Source organism: Armatimonas sp., assembly GCF_964826245.1.
In genome coordinates this window covers 1-17346 of record NZ_CBAYMC010000012.1, presented here as the reverse complement: position 1 = coordinate 17346, position 17346 = coordinate 1, and the positions used below count along the sequence as shown (strand labels likewise).

Below are 17346 nucleotides of genomic sequence, written 5' to 3'. Positions count from 1 at the left end.
ATGAGTACATTTCAAGCAACCGGAACCCGTGTGGGAGAGCCGACGGCGCTGACGGCGGTGGTGTGGGTGCGGCTAACGGCCGCGGCGACGCGCAAGCCAGGGACGCTGGCAGAGCTTGAGGGCGCGTGTCCGGGCGTGGCGGGCCGGGTGCGGGTGCGTTACGGGACGCGGGAGGACTTGCGCGGGGCGCAGGCGACGCCTTGGGTGAGCGTCACTGAGGCGACGGACTTTACGCACCACTTTGAACTAAAGAACCTGAAGCCGGGGACACGCTATTTTTATGCCAGCGAATCGGAGGGCAGCGAGGTGCGCGGAGTGTTTCAGACCGCACCCAGCGAGAAAGCGCCCAGCGACTTCCGGTTCTGCGTGATGACCTGCCAGGGCTACCCGGATCGTGGACACGCCGATGGCCACGCGATCTACCCGGCGATGCAGGCGCTCCAGCCCGCCTTTGCTTGTCTCACGGGGGATTTAGTCTACTACGACAACGACCCGCCACGGGCGGAGACGGCGCAGCTGGCACGCTATCACTGGGAGCGCATGTTCAGCCTGCCACGCCTGCTGGCGTTCAATAAGAGCGTCGGAACCTACTGGCTCAAGGACGACCACGATACGCTCAACGACGACACCTGGCCGAGCAAGAGCATGGGAAGCTTCACGTTTGCGGAGGGCCAGAAGATCTTCCGTCAGCAAGCTCCGCTCAGTAACGGGCCAAGCTACCGGACGTTTCGCTGGGGCCGGGATCTCCAAATCTGGCTCACCGAGGGGCGTGATTTTCGCTCACCCAACACGATGCCAGATGGCCTGGAGAAGACGATTCTTGGTAAGACGCAGAAAGAGTGGCTTAAGCGCACGCTCAAAGAGAGCACTGCCACCTGGAAAGTTCTCATCTCCCCGACACCGCTGGTCGGGCCGGATCGGGCCAAGAAGAACGACAATCACAGCAACGCAGGCTTTCAGCACGAGGGCGACGAGCTACGCGCTTGGTTTAAAGCCAACGTCCCGAGCAACTTCTTTGTGATCTGCGGCGACCGGCACTGGCAGTACCACTCCGTGCACCCCGAGACGGGCCTAAACGAGTTCTCAGTTGGTGCGGCCAGCGATGAGCACGCGGCAGGCACGCCGGGCGAGGACAAGCGCTACCACAAGTTCCACCGGGTCAAAGGCGGCTTTCTCTCCGTGACGGTCAAGGGCCCCACGATTCTCTTTGAGCACCGCGATATCTACGGCACTGTGGTCTACACCTATCAGCAGTCCTAGTGCGCGTCTGGGGTAATGCCAAGCACCACATCAAAGCCTGCTGTCAGCTCGCCGATCTTGGAGCCTTTAAGCGGCTTGAACTCGGAGAGCAGGAGCTTGCGCTGTGGCTCGGGGATGCCCTTTAAGGGGCCATCGGTTTGGTTTTGCGCCTCACCTGCGATGTAGCACTGGGTGACAAACTCTTTCTTGCCTTTGAGCTTCACCGCGAGATGGATATGGGGCGTGCGCCCAGGGTAGGGAACCGGCTTGATCGTCCGAAACAGATACTCGCCCGTGGAGCCAGTGACAAAGCGCCCGAAGCCCTGGAAGCTCTTATCTTGCTTGTCTTTTTTCGGCGTGCTGTCTTGGCTGTGGATATAGACACCGTTGTGGTCGCACTGCCAGATCTCCACCGTGGCATTGCGGATCGGGTTGCCGCGGCTGTCGAGAATTCGCCCAGAGAGATAGGTCACCACGCCCACTGCAGGGGTGAGCGAGTCGTTGATGGTCAAGAGATCGTTGTCGGTGTCCAGCGGGAGCTTGTCGGGGTAGAACGGCCCCTCAGTCTGCTTGGGCGTGCGTGCGAGCTCATCAGCAAATGCGCCCGGCGTGGTGAGCAGCAGGCTACTCAGGGTTAAAAAACTTCGTCGTTGCATGGTAGGAGAAGCGTACCACAAAGCCGAATGATGAGCCATGCAAACTTTACGCGGCTACACGATCCCGCTGGTAGACCTCGCGGCGCAGAAAGAGCGCCAGTTTCTCGTGGATCGCGAGCCGGGCCAGTATCTGGGGCATCCAACCACGGTGCTCCTCGACGATAAAAAGACGATTCTCTGTGTCTATCCCAAGGGGCATGGGAGAGGGCCGATTGTCTACAAGAGAAGCCTGGATGGCGGCAAGACCTGGAGCGAGCGCCTGCCGACTCCGCCGAACTGGGTGACATCGCAAGAGTGCCCGACTCTCTTTCGGACGAAAGACAAGAAGGGAAAGAAACGGGTCTTGCTCATCTGCGGCCTCTACCCGATCCGTCAGGCAATCTCTGAAGATGAGGGCCAGACCTGGAGCGAGCTAGCCCCGATTGGCGACTACGGGGGGATTGTCCCGATGGGCTCGATGGTGCGGCTGGCTAGCGGCGACTACTTGGCTTTCTTCCACGATGATGGTCGGTTTTATGCCAATGCGGGCAAGGCGACCGGGAAGTTTTATGTCTACTCGGTAAGAAGCGCAGATGGCGGCGTGACCTGGAGCAACCCGACCGTGATCGCGCACCTGCCCGATGCGCAGCTCTGCGAGCCCGGCACGCTCCGCTCGCCCGATGGGAAACAAATCGCGGTGCTCTTGCGCGAGAACTCCCGCACGCACAACTCCTACGTGATCTTCTCCCACGATGAGGGGGTTACCTGTACAAAGCCGCGCGAGCTGCCCGGTGCCCTCACGGGGGATCGACACACGGGAGTCTATGCCCCGGATGGTCGCCTCTTTATCTCGTTTCGCGACATGTGCCACGAGTCCCCGACCAAAGGCGACTGGGTGGCGTGGGTGGGCACCTACGATGATCTTCTCACAGGCCGCGAGGGGCAGCTTCGGGTACGCCTGATGGACAATACCAACGGCTCTGACTGTGCCTATCCCGGTGTGCTCTGTCTCAGAGATGGCACGATCGTGGCCACAACCTATGGGCACTGGGCTCAGGGCGAGTCGCCCTATATCATGACCGTCCGGCTAAAACTAAGCGAGCTTGCCTAGAAATTCACGCGGGTCTGGAGGGTGAAGCGCTTCTCTACGGTGGGCCTGCCGCCTGCGGCGAGGCTGGGGACATCACGCTCGTACTCGTAGAGCGCCCGAAGCATGACGTCTTTGGCGAACTTGTAGTTGGCACCCAGCCCAAGTGCGGTGGCGGACTGGGGTTTATCGCCAAACTTCCAGCTCCGCATCACCCCAACCACGGTGACATGCCGCGAGACGGCTAGGTTGCCCTCGCCAAAATACCCCCAGACTGGATTCTGGTCGTCTGCTCCGAAGACAACCTCGCCACGAGCGAGGAGCTTATCCAGCTGGTAGACCGCATCGGCGGCCATCCGGGTCCTGTCCACAAAGTTCCGCGCGACGGAGGTTCCAGAAGCCGGGAGCTGCGTGTCAAAAGTGGTCACCGGCCCGCGTCCCGTCATGATCGAGCCACCGAGCTGCAAGCGCCCGTTCTCAGCCTGCGTTCGAAAGAGACTCTCCAGCCGCGCCATGATTACTTTATTGCCATCAAAGTCCGAGCGGTTGGGGCCAGCGCCCGTTGTGGCGGCGACATAGTAGCGGTAGGGGCCGTAGCTTCCCTCCAGCATTGCGCCCGTGTCCACCCGCAGCCCCAGAGACTTCTCGTAGAGCGTCTGGATCGGCTGAAGCGGTGTGTCGTAGACGGCGGCGAGGCCAAAAGGCAGCACAAACTGCCCCGCTCGCACGGTGGCATCCACCCCTGGCAGTAAAAAGCGATAGAAGGCATAGACCTCTGAGGCACGCAGGCGGTTGAGCGCCGTGCCGCGTGGCCCCTCGGACTCACTCACGAGCTGGAGGCGCATCCCACCGCGCTCATCGCCATCTTTAGGGTTTGCCTTAATGTAGTCTAGTGTGTAGCGACCCGAGGCAATATAGCCCCCACGCGTGTTGCTGCTGCCGTTGCGGTAGCGCCAGTCTAGCGCACCGCCAAAGAGCCAGGTCTCAGAAGTGCGGTAGAAAGGCTTAGGACCGATGAGATCAGGGTCACGGGATGCTGTTGAGTTAGGAGGACGCGTGGGTTGAAATGTCCCACGTGGCGGCGGCGGATAGACCGCAAAGAAGCTCGGACGCTCGGTTGGGGGCTGTGTCTGTGCGAGTGCAGGCAGGCCGAGAAGTGCTGAGGCAAGCAGCAGAGCCACTTTCATAGGGAAAAAAGACTCTCTGGGACACCGACATTGATCCGCGCTGACTCCACGGTCTGGACGGCACCAAGCTTGCCAAACTGATTGTAGATCTCGACGCGTGAGGGCAGAAAGATCCCCGGTTTTAGCTCCCGCGCTTTGACATAGCGAATCTCTTTTTGTAGCTCACTCTCCGAATTATAGGAAAGGCGCTTTTCAGTGATAAAAGTCTTGGGATTGAGCCAGACCAGCTCGTGGCTTTTATTGTTGGTGTTGCGCTGAATGAGCTTGTAGACCAGCAAAGCGCCCTCACGACGTTGAAAGATGGCTTGATAGTCCGTCGTGAGCCAGTCTTTGGCGAAGATTCCCACATCCATCAGGCTCTGCTTCTGGCCTGGGTTGTTTTGGACATCCTCCGTTTTTTTCAGCATCCCGATTTTGTAGGTCTTGGTATTGCCAACATAGATCAGCAGTGCAGAGAGCGGCCCCGCCTTTCCCTCGACTCGAAGTCGCCCTGGAGCTTTGTAGGTCAGCTCGTAGGTGGGAATACGGTACGAGGTCGCAAACGCGCCACCAATCTTTTTTAGCTCGTCGAAGTTGGTTTCTTCATGGACAATGCGTAGAGCCGCAAAGAGATCTTTGATCTGTTCGGTGATGGGAGCATCTTGTGGGCTTTTTTGTTGCATTGTCCTAAGTGTCCACGTTATTTTTTCTTGGGAGCAGGCTTGGCAGGCTCTTTGAAGCCTTTTAGAGAGTGCGCGTGGGTCTTGTACCACTCACCGGCTGCCGTGCGCTTTCCCGCACCCTTGGGGTTGGTATGGCAGAACGCACAGTTCTTACTCTCTTTTTTTGCGTAGGCGGGTAGGGCAAATGCATGGCTTGCGGTGCTCATCACCAGTGCCAGTAGTGCAAAACGACTTAACATCTTCATAGCTTTGTTCCTTAGTTCCGGGCGTCTGATTAGACAGGTCTCTCTTCTGAGAGTTTCAACTTATGGTTGAAAAGGCGGGGGAAGGGGGCCACTGGGCACGATTCCCGGGGGGGCCAGCAAGAGAGCATCCAGAGAGATAGCCCCTTCGGCACGAACTTCGATTTGGTGAATGCCGCGCGGCATCACGACGGAGCCGCAGTCGTACCAGCTTAGTGTCCCAAGAGCAAACGTCTCCCCCATTATTCGGGGGAGAGGCGCATCGGCTCCTCCGAAGGGCTGACCATCGAGAAACACTCGGAAAGTTGCGCCTGGTGTGGCCGCCACATAGAGCCTAAGAGCCCCTTCGAGGTTGATGCCGACCGGAAAAACGGCTGTCGCGAGGGCGGCATCGGCAGGACGGTTGGCACTCACGAGCACCCGCGCTCCACTGGCACCCGGACGGTCATCTACCATGTCAAATGTGTAGCCTGCGACTTGCTCGGCCTCAATCCAGACATAGGGACGCAGAAGAGCGCTCATCTGATCCACTTTTTGCTGGAGATCCGTCAGGGCCTGGTAGGCCGATGTCGTCACCTCACTCTTATAGCGCCGCTTGAGGTTCTGTAGCTCAATGCCCAGAAACGAGGTCTCATTGAACTTGCGCTTACTGACCCCCGCTAGGAGTGTTTCTGCTCGGGCCATGGTCTCGGGGAATGCCTCCAGTGGGAGAGGGAGGGAGGGGAAGTTGTAGAGACGCAGAGGCTCGGGGCCGATGGTGAGAGTCAGGGTGTCTTTGGTAATAACGCCGCGCTCCCTGGGCAGCCAGCTCAGGGGAGCCGCATTGGAGAGGTTTGCTTGCTTAGGAATCTTGAGCTTGATCTGACGTGGTCCGCTGGGGTTCCAGAGGTAGAACACGGGTCCTTCCGGCTCACTCAGGCTGTAGGCGCGCCCCGCAGGCCCAAAGTTGTAGAGCATGTACTCACGGTCACTGGGAAGCCACCAGCTTCCGTCTTGCAGGGGACGGGGTTGAAGAGGCTTGTAGGTTCGTGGATAGAAGACCGCTTTATCCCGTGGCGGGGCTGCCGCCCCGATCCCCATGACCCCGAGCTGGCGCTGGTACTCTCCTAGCCAGCCAAGCTGCTCCGGCTGCTGTGAGAGGTCGTAGGCGATACGGGTGGGCTCGACTAGGCGAGCGCCATCCACATAGAAGCCGCGTGCTCCCGTGTCGCGCAGGGCATCCAGCATGCTAAAGAGTAAGCGCTTGGTGGCAAAGCCCGGCTGGGTTGTCTGCGGGATACGCGACTCCTGTGTGGCTAGAACGGGTAGCCAGAGCCGACGAGGCGCATCGCTGAGCTGGGCATAGGCCTCCGCTCCGGTGTAGGCGACGGGCTCAATCCCTTTGCCATAGGCTTCAATGCCCACGCCATCGAAGCCCGCTCGCGCCTCTATCCGTGCAAAGAGGGGAGAGAATCCCCGAGAGCGGTAGACGACGGGCACTTCGGCGACCCCGCGCTTGAGGGCGATGGCAAGCTGGTTCATGTAGCCCCTCAGCGACTCGGTCTTGAAGGTCTCTAGATCTTGCCAGAAGCTAGAGGCGCTGTCCTGAGTAGCGATAAGACTGCCTTTTCCCTTGTGGTAGAACTGTGGTAGGCCCTTTTCTGCCCACCAGAGCGGAAGAAGCTGTGCGGCATCGTCAAAGCTTCTAACGGTTCCTCGCTCTGTGATGCCCCACTTTGCCTCAAGGCTGTCAAGCGTGGCATAGCGGTGCGAGAGGTATAGAGCCCACTCGGTCTGGAAGGCAGTGCCGCTGGGGACAATCTGGCGTGCTTCCCCCGCGAGAGAGAGTGTCAGGCCAAGCGGATCGGAGAAGAAGCGAAAGCCTTTGCCCAGCTTTACCTGGCTAAAGAGCATCAGCAGATCGTCGCGGTACTTATCAAAGCCCTCCCAGACATTGGGAATCCCAAGCTCACTACCCGCAAGAAAGAGGCGCTCAGGGTAGAGCACCAGCCGGTTGCGTCCCTCTTTGAAGGAGACATTGGCACGGGCACCCTCCGCGACAATATCCGCTGTTCCCAGATCCAGCACTTGGCGCGTTCCAGGGTCGGCGACAAACCAGAGGGCACGGCTCAGGTTCTTGATGGGGAAGCGCACTTGTCCGCCGTTGCCGGGAGCATCTTGTAGATAGCGACCAGGAAGGATCTGGTAGCCCAAGAGAGGCGTGCGTGGAGCATCCGCCAGAGAGAGGCCGTAGGTGAAGCCCTCCGCCTCGGCGGCATCAACGATCCGCTGGATTGCCGTTGGCTTGATCAGGGTAATTCCACCCTTGAGTGGCTGGAGATAGATATCCGTGATCCCGCTGGCTTTAAGACGCTGGAGTGCTGCCAGGTCATCGGTGACGTCTGCCTCACTTGCTCCTGGAGCCCAGGACTTAACTTGGAAGAGCCCCCCAACAGGCACAAAAGGCTTGCCATCCCAGACAAGAGAGTGGTTCTCCGCGACACGCCAAGGGTGTTTCTCCCCGGCTCCGTCGGTGTAAACCCCATCTGTGGAGCCTGTCGAGGAGCCTATCAGAGGGAGAGAGAGCAGAGCCAGTAAAGCAAGGGGGTTTAGCATCGTCTTAAATACCCAGAATCGTAAGGAGCTTTTGGAGTGCCTGTTTGGCCTCCTCAGCGGCGCTACCAGCGGGCATGGCTCCTGTCAGTGCCGCCGCAAGTCCTAGAGCTGCCTCCGCCAGAGGCCGTGGTGAGAGAGTTTCTTGTGCCTGCTCCAAAGCTAAGGTTGCTGTTGCACAGGCAGCTTCCAGTGCCGCCGCCTCGCCCACATGGGAAGAGGTGAGTGCGGAGTGCAGCTGCGTGGGGGCCTGCGAAGGCACATCCAGGTTTATTACTTGCGGGGTACTCGGATCCGCCTGTGCAAACCACCAGCGCAGCTGCTGAGGCGTCGTCTGTGGCAGAATCTCTTCCAGCACGGGCAGCGCTCCGTACCTTCCGACCCGCCTTTCCTGCCCTTCCTTCAAAATCCTCACCGGAGCCACTAAACTAATTTGTAGCGCCTCGGGGACGCAGCCCAGTGCCTGGAGCCCCACGCGGGTGCGGCCCTCGTAGGCACCGTGGTCATCGCTCCAGAGGTCAATGAGCAGGTCAAAGCCGCGCGAGAGCTTCTGCCGATGGTACGCCAGATCGCTTGCCAGGTAGGTCGGGCCGCCTTGGGTGCGCACGAGTGGCCAGTCTTGCTCTCCACTCTTGAGCCAGAGCGCTCCGCCACGCCAGGTGGTCTGACCTGCCGCCGTAAGATCGGTCAGGAGCTTATCCACTTCGCCGGAGCGCAGCAGCTCCGCCTCGGAGATAAACGAGTCGAAGCTAACACCAAGCTCCGCAAGGCTAGCGTTTTGTCGTGTGCGCACTGCCGCGAGAATATCGGAGAGGGTTGCGCCTCGTGCGGACTTCGCGATCTCAGCGGCGAAGGGCTCAGCTTCTGTGGCGACATTCCGAGCAAAAGCGGTGAGCGTGGTGCCTGGCGCGTCATTGACATAGAACTCACGGGTCACCTGATGGCCCACATCGGCAAAGACACGCGCGAGAATATCCCCGATCACGGCGGCGCGTGCGTGCGGGATCGAGATCGGGCCATTGGGGTTGGCAGAGACATATTCAAGACAGATTTTCATTTTTTCGTTTGGGTGGTGAGAGTGAGCCGAGCAAACTGCGGCAGAGCGGCGAGCTTTTTCATGCGCGCCGCATTGGGGCTCGACGAGATCCGGTAGAGCCACTCTAGCCCAGATTTTTGCATCCAGACCGGGGCACGCTTCACGGTGCCGGAGAAGACATCCAGTGTCCCCCCCACGCCGATATAGACTTTTGCTCCCACCCTCCCTTTCTGCCGCTGGATAAATTTTTCCTGGCGCGGAATTCCCATGGCGACCAAGAGAATATCGGGCTTTGTGGCCGCGATCTGCTCCGCCACGGTATCTTCTTCGTCAGCCTTGTAGTAGCCGTCGCGCATGCCACAGATATTGGCATCTGGGAACCTCTCCCGCATTTTCTGCGCCGCCGCCTCCGCAATGCCCGGAGCGCCCCCAAAAAAGAAGATGCGCCAGCCATTTTTGCCCGAGAGCTCCACCAGCTTGGCAGAGAGATCCACGCCACTGACCTTGGCAGTAATCGGTACGCCCAGACGCTTGCTTGCCCAAATAATCCCCGCGCCATCGGGAGTAATCAGCGCCGCTTGCTCGACAAGGGCGGCGAAGTCTTTGTCCTCGCGGTAGGTCATCACCATGGACGCATCAGCCGTCACGATATGATGGGGTTTCCCCGACGCGATAAACGAGGCGATATACGCCAGCGCCCCTTCCATAGTCACACGATCAATGCGCATCCCATGAAGGGTAATCGAGTTGCGCGGCGGAAGCTCAGCCATAGAAGGCTATTTTATCGCAAAGAGGAGCTTGGCGGCGGCGATGAGCAGGACGAGGGCGAGAAGGCGGCGCAGGCTGGGGGGAGGAAGGCGCTTGCTGCCTAGGGCTGCACCGATCGAGCCGCCCGCGACGGCAGCGATGGCCCAGAGCCAGAGACTGGGTGGCAGGTGCGCCAAGCTACTGGGTTTTCCCGCAAGCCCCGCCAGTGAGTTGACCAAAATAAAGGCCACCGATGTCCCCGCTGCCTCTTTTGCCTTTGCCCAGCCCATCAGCAGCAAGAGCGGCGTCAGGAAAATCCCGCCCCCCGTGCCCGTCAGACCTGCCAGAAATCCGATTCCCGCCCCGAGAACCATGCTCAGCCAGATCGGCGGGGGCTGTGGGTCTTCTTTATCCGTGAGCTTTCCCAGAAACAGGCGCACGGCGGCAACGAGCAGAACAATACCTACAAGAGGCTTGTACCAGCTACCCGACAGGGTGATCGCGCCTCCAAAATAGGCCAGAGGAATCGCGCCGAGGGCAAAGGGCCAGAAAAGCCGCCACGAGAACGCTCCGGCGCGAGCAAATGCCACGGTGCCGATACTAGAGACCAGCAGATTCAGCACCAATGCTGTTGGCTTCATGACTGTGGGATCAACCCCCACTAATGCCATGGCTGCCAGATACCCTGAGGCCCCCGCATGGCCTACAGAGGCGTAGAGCAGCGCCGCAAGAAAGATCAGCACCGGCAGAATGATCATGGCGTATTTTATCAGGCGGGGCGTTTGGCGGGGCCTGAAAGTCCCCGCCTAGGCCGCGCTACGCGCGAAGCGGGCCGAGCCCGCGGGAGTTTAGGTTTGCCGTTTTTCGACTTCTTCCCACTCGGGCCAGACTTTCTGGTTGGCATGGTGTTTTTTCTGGTTGTCCACGTAGGCAACGACTCGGCTTAAGTGTGAGCGGCTCAGGCTGAAGCTCGCATAGCCGCTCTGCCAGCGAAATATCTCGGTGTTTTCTTCGCGCAGATCGTTGAGAAGTGCGGAGGAAACGCCCTTGATCTGATTGGCAAACTGTGAATAGCATCACGGATGCATGGAGTTTGACGACCACATGAACAGGGTCTGGCATCCCATTCAGGGCAAGGATATCGCAGACTAAACGCATTGCCTCGGCTCGGATACACCGATGCGCTGTCTCTTCCCACTCCCCCGTTAGTATCTGCTGGCGCTGGTAGGTGGCCCAGACAAAATGGGCAAAACTCTCGACTTTGCTCTGGTGCCGTACGTTTACTTTTCTGTTCACGTCTCTATAACGGCTCACAGGTACCCATTCTGATAAAACACAGGGAAATTTCTTTTTTGGCCTCTCTTGTGCGGGCTCGGCCCGCTTCGCGCTTGCGCGGCCTAGGCGGGGACTTTTAGGCCCCGACAACTGATAAAATGATTTGGGAGGGGATAACAAAATGACCTGGATCGTTCGCTGGATCGTCGGGGCGGTGGCGCTGTATCTGACGGTGTTCTCCTGGAGCTACGTGCAGCCGGTGGCTCCATTTCTGGGAGGCAAGCAGGGGCTGATGCTGGATGGCGCTCTTGGGGCGTTTTTCTCCATCGCGGTGGTGACACTAGTCAATGCCTTTGTGGGGCCGATTCTAAGACTGCTGGCCGCGCCGCTCAACTGCCTGACGATGGGCCTGATGCGTTTTGTGGTCAACGCGCTGCTCTTCTGGCTAGCGGGAACACTGGGACTGGGACTCTCGGTACAGGGCTTTCTGCCGGCTCTCTACGGCTCCATTGCACTCTCCACGATCTCTGGGATGCTGGACTTGCTGATCCCCAAAGATAAGGACTAATGGCGATGGCTTCGGTGGTGGTTTTAACGGGCATGAGCGGCGCGGGAAAGCAGACCGCGGCGCGCTGCTTTGAGGACATGGGCTGGCTTGTGGTGGAGAACATTCCGCCACGTCTTTTCGCGCCTCTTCTGAATGGAATGCCCAAAGATGAGCCCCTTTGCATCGTCAACGATGTGCGCTCGGGAGAGTTCGATGCGCTCTCGGCAGGGATTCTCTCGCTACCCGTAACACCAACTCTCGTGTTCTTAGATGCCATTGACGAGATTTTAGTACGCCGCTTCAAAGAGACACGCCGCCCCCACCCGTTTTTCTTTGAAGCGGGAGGGATTATCTCCGCCATTGGGCTAGAGCGGGAGAGGCTTGCGGAGCTAAAAGAGCAGTCCGAGCTGGTGATTGATACATCGGGGATGAGCACGACCGAGCTGAGGGCGTTTCTGCGCGAGCGCTTTGCCGCGCCGCAGCACAAACAGCAGCCTATTACCGTTACCATAGCCTCGTTTGGCTTCAAGCATGGGACACCTCTTGACGCGGATTTATTGTTTGATGTGCGTTTTCTGCGTAACCCCTACTACAATCATAGTCTTCGAGAGAAAGATGGTCGTAGTGCCGAAGTTCAGGAGTTTGTCGAGGCCGATGAGCGCACGAGTGCTTTCCTGGAGCGTCTCTACGACCTAGTCGGATGGTCGCTCCCGCACTACATTGCCGAAGGAAAGGCCTACTTAACCATTGGCATTGGCTGCACGGGTGGCAAGCATCGCTCTGTGTTTATTAGTGAGAGACTCTCCGCGTTCCTAAAGCAGCGCGGCTACCGAGTGCTGATCCAGCACCGCGATGTGGAGAGGCGCTAAGCGTGGCGACTCCTCTTCCCAATCCTCAGCAGCTGGTGGTACATGGGGTGAAGTGGCTCACGCCAGGCCTGAAGGTGAAGCGCTATCTCCTCCTAATCCCGATTGGGCTTTTGCCCGTGGTGATTGGGGTTGCGCTGCTGGTCAATATTCGCAATACGGACTACTATGACTGGTTGGAGCACCGCATTGAGCAGCTTTTTCATGTTGATATTGCGGACATGCGCTTCTATCTTCCCACAGGAATCGCGCTGATCGTGCTGGGGTTGGTGCTGATTCTCAGCGCCCTGATTGCGGTCAATCGGAGTATTGTGGGGGTGATCTCACCGGAGAACTTAGAGACCCTACCCGATGTCATCCAGCGTAAGCGCTCACTCAATCAGGGGGCGCGGATCGTGGTGATTGGGGGAGGGACGGGGCTCTCGACTCTGTTGCGCGGCCTGAAGCAGTACTCATCGAACTTAACTGCTGTGGTGACCATGACAGACGATGGGGGATCGTCGGGGTTGCTCCAGCAGCAGCTCGGAGGAATGCCGCCGCCGGGAGATATTCGTAACTGCCTAGTGGCTTTGGCCGATGCGGAGCCTCTGATGCAGCAGCTCTTTCAGTTCCGGTTTGAGACACGCGACGATAACGATGGGCTGAGCGGTCATAGCTTTGGCAACCTACTAATTGCCGCCATGACCCGGATTACAGGAGATTTTGAGCAGGCTGTCGAGAAAACAAGTGAGATTCTGGCCATCCGAGGACGGGTGCTTCCCTCTACCGTGGAGTCGGTGATCTTGGTAGGGATGATGGAAGATGGTCGTGAAGTCACCGGAGAAACGAAGATCGTCAAAGATACTAGCCCGATTGATCGGATCAAGCTCTGCCCAGAGGCCCCAACGCCACCGCAGGAAGTGCTGGATGCCATTCGCGATGCCGATATCGTGGTGCTGGGACCAGGGAGCGTGTTTACGTCGGTGATTCCCAATCTGCTGGTTGCTCCTATTGCCGAGGCCCTTGTTGCGACCAAAGCGCTGCGGGTCTATATCTGCAATGTCATGACCCAGCCGGGTGAGACAGATGGCTACACGGCCTCCGCACACCTCGCCGCCATTGAGCGCCATCTTCCCTCTTTGCCCGTAGGCCGCAAGATCGTGGACTATGTGCTTGTCAACGATGCTCGCCCGTCACTAGACGCAATGGATCGCTATGCCAAAACTGGAGCCGATGTCGTTGTCCCCGATACGGAGCTCATTAAAAGTATGGGCTACCACCCGATCACGGGAAAGTTCCTCTCGGAAACCCAGCTCGTTCGCCACGATCACGAGCGCCTCTCGCTGGCCATTCTGAATCTTTGGCAGAGCCGTAAGACAAAGCGTGGCTCCCGCCCATAATAGCCCACTCATAATAGAAAGAATGCTGAACTCCACCGAAACCGGCCATGTCCTCTTTTTAGACCTCGTGGGCTACTCGCGGCTCTCGCTAGAAGAGCAGGCGGCATCGGTCACGAAGCTGCTGGAGTGTGTGAGGGCGACCATGGCATTTCAGAGTGCGGAGCGATCCGGGGAGCTTATTCCCATTGCGACGGGCGATGGAGTTGCCTTAGTCTTCCTGCGCTATGCGACAGCTCCTCTGGATTGTGCCTGCGAAGTGCAAGCGAGTGCCGCGCCGCTCTCTCTACGCATGGGGATTCATGTCGGCCCGATCACCCGTATCCACGATATTAATGGGGCGATTAGTGTCACCGGTGGGGGAATCAACACCGCCAAGCGCATTATGGACATGGCAGAGGCGGGTGAGGTTCTTCTCTCCGAGGCCGCCGTTTCTCTGGTTAAAGATCATGATGCCTGGAAAGAGCGCCTGAAATCACTCGGAGCACGAGAGACGAAGCACGGGGAGTGGGTGAGTGTGTATGCCCTCCTCCCCCCTGCCCCCCGGGTACCCTCTGGGTGCCAACCCTGGGAGGAGGGGGAGCCTGAGGGGGTTCTCCCTCCCCCAATCCTTGCTCCCAGGATTGGGAGGAGGGTTGGGGAGGAGGGCACACCCGGCGGAGCCGTGCCTCTTCGCTCAGAGCACTACGTGACTAGGGCTGTGGATGCGCAGTTTCATGCCGCGCTGGAGCGGCAAGAGGCGATTGTGCTTCTCAAAGGTGCTCGGCAGGTGGGAAAGACCAGCCTCCTGGCGCGGGGGCTCCATGCGGCGCGCCATCGCGGAACCCAAGTGGCGATCCTAGACTTCCAGAGCCTCGGAAGTGATGTTTTAGCGTCTGCCGAAAGCCTCTACCGTGCCATGGCGGAGAGCCTCTGTGAGCAGCTTGATCTTGAGACGTCCCCCGAGAGCCACTGGAACGCCTCACGATCCGGTGCCGCGAACCTGGAGCGCTATCTGAGACGAGTGGTCGTTGTGGAGAGTGAGCGCCCGTTAGTCTGGGGGCTCGACGAAGCCGATCGGCTCTTTCCGCTGAGCTTTGGCAGTGAGGTCTTTGGTCTTCTGCGCTCCTGGCACAATCGTCGTAGCCTAGATCCGCAAGGGCCGTGGCACCGCCTGACCATTGCACTTGCCTATGCCACTGAAGCGCACCTCTTTATCACGGATCCCAACCAGTCACCCTTCAATGTTGGGGTGCGCCTCCAGCTCACGGATTTTACACAGAGTGAAGTTCAGTGGCTCGCCGAGCGCTATGAAGTACGCGAGATTACCTCGCTATTTGCACTACTCTCGGGACATCCCTATCTCACCCGTAAGGGCCTCGAAGTGCTGGCTGCGGGGGAAGCGCTAGAGACTACCCCTGCCTTCGACAACCACTTAGAGCGTCTTCTCTTTTCACTAACCCAGGAGCCCTGCCTTGCGGAAGCGCTCCACCAGATACTGCGGGGGAAGGCTCCTTCGCACGATGCCTTTTTCCGACTCCGAGCAGCGGGCGTGATTGTAGGAGAGAGTGCCACAAAACTCCAGCTACGCTGCCCACTCTATGAAACTTATCTGAGAAAACACTTTGAGTAAAACGATCTCCCTCTCTGTTCCAGCTACTTCTGCAAATATTGGCCCTGGCTTTGACACCATCGGGGTTGCCCTAGATCTGCACAATGTCTTTCACTTTGATGTGCTAGAGGGCAACACGCCGCCACAGCTTCGCCCCCGTACGCTCGTCCTAGGCGAGGATAGCCTGGCGCACTTGGCCCTCTATCGGCTCTATGCAACGCTTGGCAAGCAGCCCCCCAAGCTCTTTGTGCAGACCGAGGCCAATATCCCCTTCTCGCGGGGTTTAGGAAGCAGCTCCACGGCGGTTGTGGGTGGCCTGCTTGGTGGCAATGCCCTGCTGGGAAACCCTCTGAATAAAGAAGAGATTCTTGCACTCGCACTGGAGATTGAGGGGCACCCCGATAATGTCGCCCCTGCGCTCTTTGGAGGCTTCCAGATCGCCGTCCGTGAGCCGGATGGGACGATCACTCGGGTCTCGGTTCCCGCTCCCGAAGGCCTTAAGGCGGTTGTCTGCATTCCTGAGCTAATCATGCCCACCGAAGAGGCACGTGCGGCCCTCCCCGAGAGCTGGACACGCGCGGAGACCGTTGCGAACTTAGGACGCGTGGCAGTGCTCATGACGGCTCTTCTCTCCCGGCGCTGGGAACTGCTGCGTGTGGGAATGGACGATCGTCTCCACCAGCCCTATCGCGAGAAGTTCATCCCCGGATTTCGCGCCGCCCTAGACGCCGCCCTAGACGCCGGTGCCTACGGTGCCGCGCTCTCCGGCAGTGGCAGCGCGATCCTCGCCCTCACCGAGGCTTACGAGGAGCGGATTGGCGAGGCCATGGCAAGCGCGATCCGTGACGCAGGCACGCGGGCACAGTGGATGCCCCTCCACCTCGACCCGGAGGGCGCAAAACTGCTCTAAGCTGATATACTGGGCTGATATGAAATTTGAAACCCTTGCCATCCACGCTGGGCAGGGACCGGATCCGGCGTACGGCGCTGTGATGTCTCCGATCTACCAGACCTCGACCTTTGCTTTCCAGGACTACAACAAACCTGGGGAGTTTGACTACACCCGCAGTGGCAACCCCACGCGCAAGCAGCTCGAAGACTGCCTCGCAGCTCTTGAGGGCGGGAAGTTTGGCTATGTCTTTGCCACCGGGATGGCAGCCTCGGCGACAATTCTCTCGATGTTCAACGCAGGCGATCATATTATCGTCCACGACGATCTCTACGGCGGCACGTACCGGCTATTAGTCTCTGTGCTAGCGCCTAAGGGCATGGAGATCGCGTTTGTGAACCTGCGCGACCTAGACGCACTTCGAGCTGCGATCAAGCCCAACACGAAGGGAATCTGGACCGAGACTCCGACCAACCCACTGATGAACCTGCTGGATCTCTCGGCGATTGCGGAGATCGCAAAGCCCAAGGGAATCGTCACGTTCTGCGACAATACTTTCTTGTCGCCGTTCTACCAGCGGCCTCTGGAGCTTGGGATTGACATCGTGATGCACTCGACCACGAAGTACATCAACGGTCATAGTGATGTGGTGGCGGGCGCGGCGATCACCAACGATCCCGAGCTGGCAGCGACGATCAAGATGCTCCAGAACGCGATGGGCACGGCGCAGGCTCCGTTTGACTGTTTCCTCACCATGCGCGGCGTGAAAACACTGCCCGTGCGCATGGAGCGGCATAATAGCAATGCACTGGCAATCGCCCACTGGCTGGAGGCGCATCCAAAAGTCACGCAAGTGCTTCACCCTGGTCTAGAGTCGCACCCACAGCACGAACTAGCGAAGCGCCAGATGTCAGGCTACGGCGGGACATTCAGCTTCCGTGTCACGGATGGTGAGGTTGCAAAGCACCTGCTCACGCACCTCAAAATCTTTGTCCTCGCCGAGTCACTGGGCGGCGTCGAGAGCCTGATCGAACAGCCGTGGACCATGACGCATCTCTCCATGCCCGAGGATGTCCGGCGAAGGCTCACGCTTACTGAGGATCTCATCCGAATCTCCGTCGGCATCGAGCACGTGGATGACCTCATCGCCGATCTGGAAGAAGCCTTCAAGTAAGCGCTTCCTTAATGCCCCTGAAGCCTCGCCGATTTCGGCGAGGCTTTTTTAATTGCTTTGATCGTCTCTGTGACCGATTTGTAGAACCAGTGGGTCTTTTGATAGCCGTTTCGCAGGTGATGAAGCACCGGGATAAACGCCAGATCTCCGAGCTTGCCTGCGGCTTCTAGGTTCCAGCTCCAGATGGTTCCTCTCTTAAAC

General features: G+C 58.9%; 17 protein-coding genes and 2 pseudogenes. 8 read left to right on the top strand and 11 right to left on the bottom strand.

The window, feature by feature from the left end; genetic code table 11:
* Positions 1-1260: an alkaline phosphatase D family protein gene (locus tag AC1XOS_RS02510; protein ID WP_481960638.1), complete on the top strand. Its 1260-nt coding sequence runs from the start codon at positions 1-3 to the stop codon at positions 1258-1260.
* On the opposite strand, the gene AC1XOS_RS02505 is transcribed toward AC1XOS_RS02510, so the two are convergent.
* A complete protein-coding gene (locus tag AC1XOS_RS02505; RefSeq protein WP_481960637.1) occupies positions 1257-1895 on the bottom strand; it encodes a dioxygenase family protein in 639 nt (212 codons plus the stop codon). The two genes, AC1XOS_RS02510 and AC1XOS_RS02505, sit on opposite strands and share 4 nt — an antisense overlap.
* Before the next feature lie 37 nt (positions 1896-1932).
* Here AC1XOS_RS02505 and AC1XOS_RS02500 point away from each other — a divergent pair, with 37 nt between their 5' ends.
* On the top strand, positions 1933-2985 hold the full coding sequence (locus tag AC1XOS_RS02500; RefSeq protein ID WP_481960636.1) for a sialidase family protein: 1053 nt from the start codon (positions 1933-1935) through the stop codon (positions 2983-2985).
* Here the strand turns inward: AC1XOS_RS02500 and AC1XOS_RS02495 are convergent.
* The 9 genes and pseudogenes from AC1XOS_RS02495 to AC1XOS_RS02455 form a co-directional block, all read right to left on the bottom strand.
* A complete protein-coding gene (locus AC1XOS_RS02495; protein ID WP_481960635.1) occupies positions 2982-4148 on the bottom strand; it encodes a hypothetical protein in 1167 nt (388 codons plus the stop codon). The two genes, AC1XOS_RS02500 and AC1XOS_RS02495, sit on opposite strands and share 4 nt — an antisense overlap.
* Complete coding sequence (locus tag AC1XOS_RS02490) at positions 4145-4810, bottom strand: LolA-like protein (protein ID WP_481960634.1); 666 nt, start codon at positions 4808-4810, stop codon at positions 4145-4147. The genes AC1XOS_RS02495 and AC1XOS_RS02490 overlap by 4 nt, the downstream gene beginning before the upstream one ends.
* A gap of 17 nt (positions 4811-4827) precedes the next feature.
* A complete protein-coding gene (locus tag AC1XOS_RS02485) occupies positions 4828-5055 on the bottom strand; it encodes a hypothetical protein (protein WP_481960633.1) in 228 nt (75 codons plus the stop codon).
* A gap of 60 nt (positions 5056-5115) precedes the next feature.
* Positions 5116-7647, bottom strand: coding sequence for a hypothetical protein (locus AC1XOS_RS02480; RefSeq protein WP_481960632.1), 2532 nt, complete (start codon positions 7645-7647; stop codon positions 5116-5118).
* Positions 7648-7651: 4 nt separating this feature from the next.
* A complete protein-coding gene (locus AC1XOS_RS02475; RefSeq protein WP_481960631.1) occupies positions 7652-8701 on the bottom strand; it encodes an ArgS family protein in 1050 nt (349 codons plus the stop codon).
* Positions 8698-9450: a WecB/TagA/CpsF family glycosyltransferase gene (locus AC1XOS_RS02470; protein ID WP_481960630.1), complete on the bottom strand. Its 753-nt coding sequence runs from the start codon at positions 9448-9450 to the stop codon at positions 8698-8700. The genes AC1XOS_RS02475 and AC1XOS_RS02470 overlap by 4 nt, the downstream gene beginning before the upstream one ends.
* Positions 9451-9456: 6 nt before the next feature.
* Positions 9457-10185: a sulfite exporter TauE/SafE family protein gene (locus AC1XOS_RS02465; protein ID WP_481960629.1), complete on the bottom strand. Its 729-nt coding sequence runs from the start codon at positions 10183-10185 to the stop codon at positions 9457-9459.
* 90 nt (positions 10186-10275) lie between these two features.
* Positions 10276-10485 (bottom strand): annotated as a pseudogene (locus AC1XOS_RS02460) (transposase); the annotation flags it as partial.
* Between the two features lie 25 nt (positions 10486-10510).
* A pseudogene (locus AC1XOS_RS02455) lies at positions 10511-10723 on the bottom strand (transposase); the annotation flags it as partial.
* Positions 10724-10883: 160 nt separating this feature from the next.
* On the opposite strand from AC1XOS_RS02455, the gene AC1XOS_RS02450 reads away from it, so the two are divergent.
* Genes AC1XOS_RS02450 through AC1XOS_RS02425 form a run of 6 tightly spaced genes read left to right on the top strand, consistent with a single transcriptional unit; the run spans position 10884 to position 17145 of the window.
* A complete protein-coding gene (locus AC1XOS_RS02450; protein ID WP_481960628.1) occupies positions 10884-11270 on the top strand; it encodes a phage holin family protein in 387 nt (128 codons plus the stop codon).
* Positions 11270-12118 (top strand): RNase adapter RapZ, encoded by an 849-nt coding sequence (gene rapZ, locus AC1XOS_RS02445; RefSeq protein WP_481960627.1) that lies wholly within the window; start codon positions 11270-11272, stop codon positions 12116-12118. The genes AC1XOS_RS02450 and rapZ overlap by 1 nt, the downstream gene beginning before the upstream one ends.
* Positions 12119-12120: 2 nt before the next feature.
* On the top strand, positions 12121-13494 hold the full coding sequence (locus tag AC1XOS_RS02440; RefSeq protein ID WP_481960626.1) for a gluconeogenesis factor YvcK family protein: 1374 nt from the start codon (positions 12121-12123) through the stop codon (positions 13492-13494).
* A 22-nt stretch (positions 13495-13516) separates the two neighbouring features.
* Positions 13517-15103, top strand: coding sequence for an AAA-like domain-containing protein (locus AC1XOS_RS02435; protein ID WP_481960625.1), 1587 nt, complete (start codon positions 13517-13519; stop codon positions 15101-15103).
* Positions 15096-15992, top strand: a complete 897-nt coding sequence (gene thrB, locus AC1XOS_RS02430) for a homoserine kinase (RefSeq protein WP_481960624.1) — start codon at positions 15096-15098, stop codon at positions 15990-15992. The genes AC1XOS_RS02435 and thrB overlap by 8 nt, the downstream gene beginning before the upstream one ends.
* 19 nt (positions 15993-16011) lie before the next feature.
* Positions 16012-17145, top strand: a complete 1134-nt coding sequence (locus AC1XOS_RS02425) for a trans-sulfuration enzyme family protein (RefSeq protein ID WP_481960623.1) — start codon at positions 16012-16014, stop codon at positions 17143-17145.
* Positions 17146-17153: 8 nt separating this feature from the next.
* Here AC1XOS_RS02425 and AC1XOS_RS02420 read toward each other — a convergent pair.
* A partial coding sequence (locus AC1XOS_RS02420) for a hypothetical protein (RefSeq protein ID WP_481960622.1) occupies positions 17154-17346 on the bottom strand: 193 nt, incomplete at its 5' end.

What these genes read in the sequence shown, in the direction of transcription:
- AC1XOS_RS02510 (WP_481960638.1), top strand. Translation starts at nt 1, where the DNA reads ATGAGTACATTTCAAGCAACCGGAACCCGTGTGGGAGAGCCGACGGCG.
- AC1XOS_RS02505 (WP_481960637.1), bottom strand. Translation starts at nt 1,895, where the DNA reads ATGCAACGACGAAGTTTTTTAACCCTGAGTAGCCTGCTGCTCACCACG.
- AC1XOS_RS02500 (WP_481960636.1), top strand. Translation starts at nt 1,933, where the DNA reads ATGCAAACTTTACGCGGCTACACGATCCCGCTGGTAGACCTCGCGGCG.
- AC1XOS_RS02495 (WP_481960635.1), bottom strand. Translation starts at nt 4,148, where the DNA reads ATGAAAGTGGCTCTGCTGCTTGCCTCAGCACTTCTCGGCCTGCCTGCA.
- AC1XOS_RS02490 (WP_481960634.1), bottom strand. Translation starts at nt 4,810, where the DNA reads ATGCAACAAAAAAGCCCACAAGATGCTCCCATCACCGAACAGATCAAA.
- AC1XOS_RS02485 (WP_481960633.1), bottom strand. Translation starts at nt 5,055, where the DNA reads ATGAAGATGTTAAGTCGTTTTGCACTACTGGCACTGGTGATGAGCACC.
- AC1XOS_RS02480 (WP_481960632.1), bottom strand. Translation starts at nt 7,647, where the DNA reads ATGCTAAACCCCCTTGCTTTACTGGCTCTGCTCTCTCTCCCTCTGATA.
- AC1XOS_RS02475 (WP_481960631.1), bottom strand. Translation starts at nt 8,701, where the DNA reads ATGAAAATCTGTCTTGAATATGTCTCTGCCAACCCCAATGGCCCGATC.
- AC1XOS_RS02470 (WP_481960630.1), bottom strand. Translation starts at nt 9,450, where the DNA reads ATGGCTGAGCTTCCGCCGCGCAACTCGATTACCCTTCATGGGATGCGC.
- AC1XOS_RS02465 (WP_481960629.1), bottom strand. Translation starts at nt 10,185, where the DNA reads ATGATCATTCTGCCGGTGCTGATCTTTCTTGCGGCGCTGCTCTACGCC.
- AC1XOS_RS02450 (WP_481960628.1), top strand. Translation starts at nt 10,884, where the DNA reads ATGACCTGGATCGTTCGCTGGATCGTCGGGGCGGTGGCGCTGTATCTG.
- rapZ (WP_481960627.1), top strand. Translation starts at nt 11,270, where the DNA reads ATGGCGATGGCTTCGGTGGTGGTTTTAACGGGCATGAGCGGCGCGGGA.
- AC1XOS_RS02435 (WP_481960625.1), top strand. Translation starts at nt 13,517, where the DNA reads ATGCTGAACTCCACCGAAACCGGCCATGTCCTCTTTTTAGACCTCGTG.
- AC1XOS_RS02425 (WP_481960623.1), top strand. Translation starts at nt 16,012, where the DNA reads ATGAAATTTGAAACCCTTGCCATCCACGCTGGGCAGGGACCGGATCCG.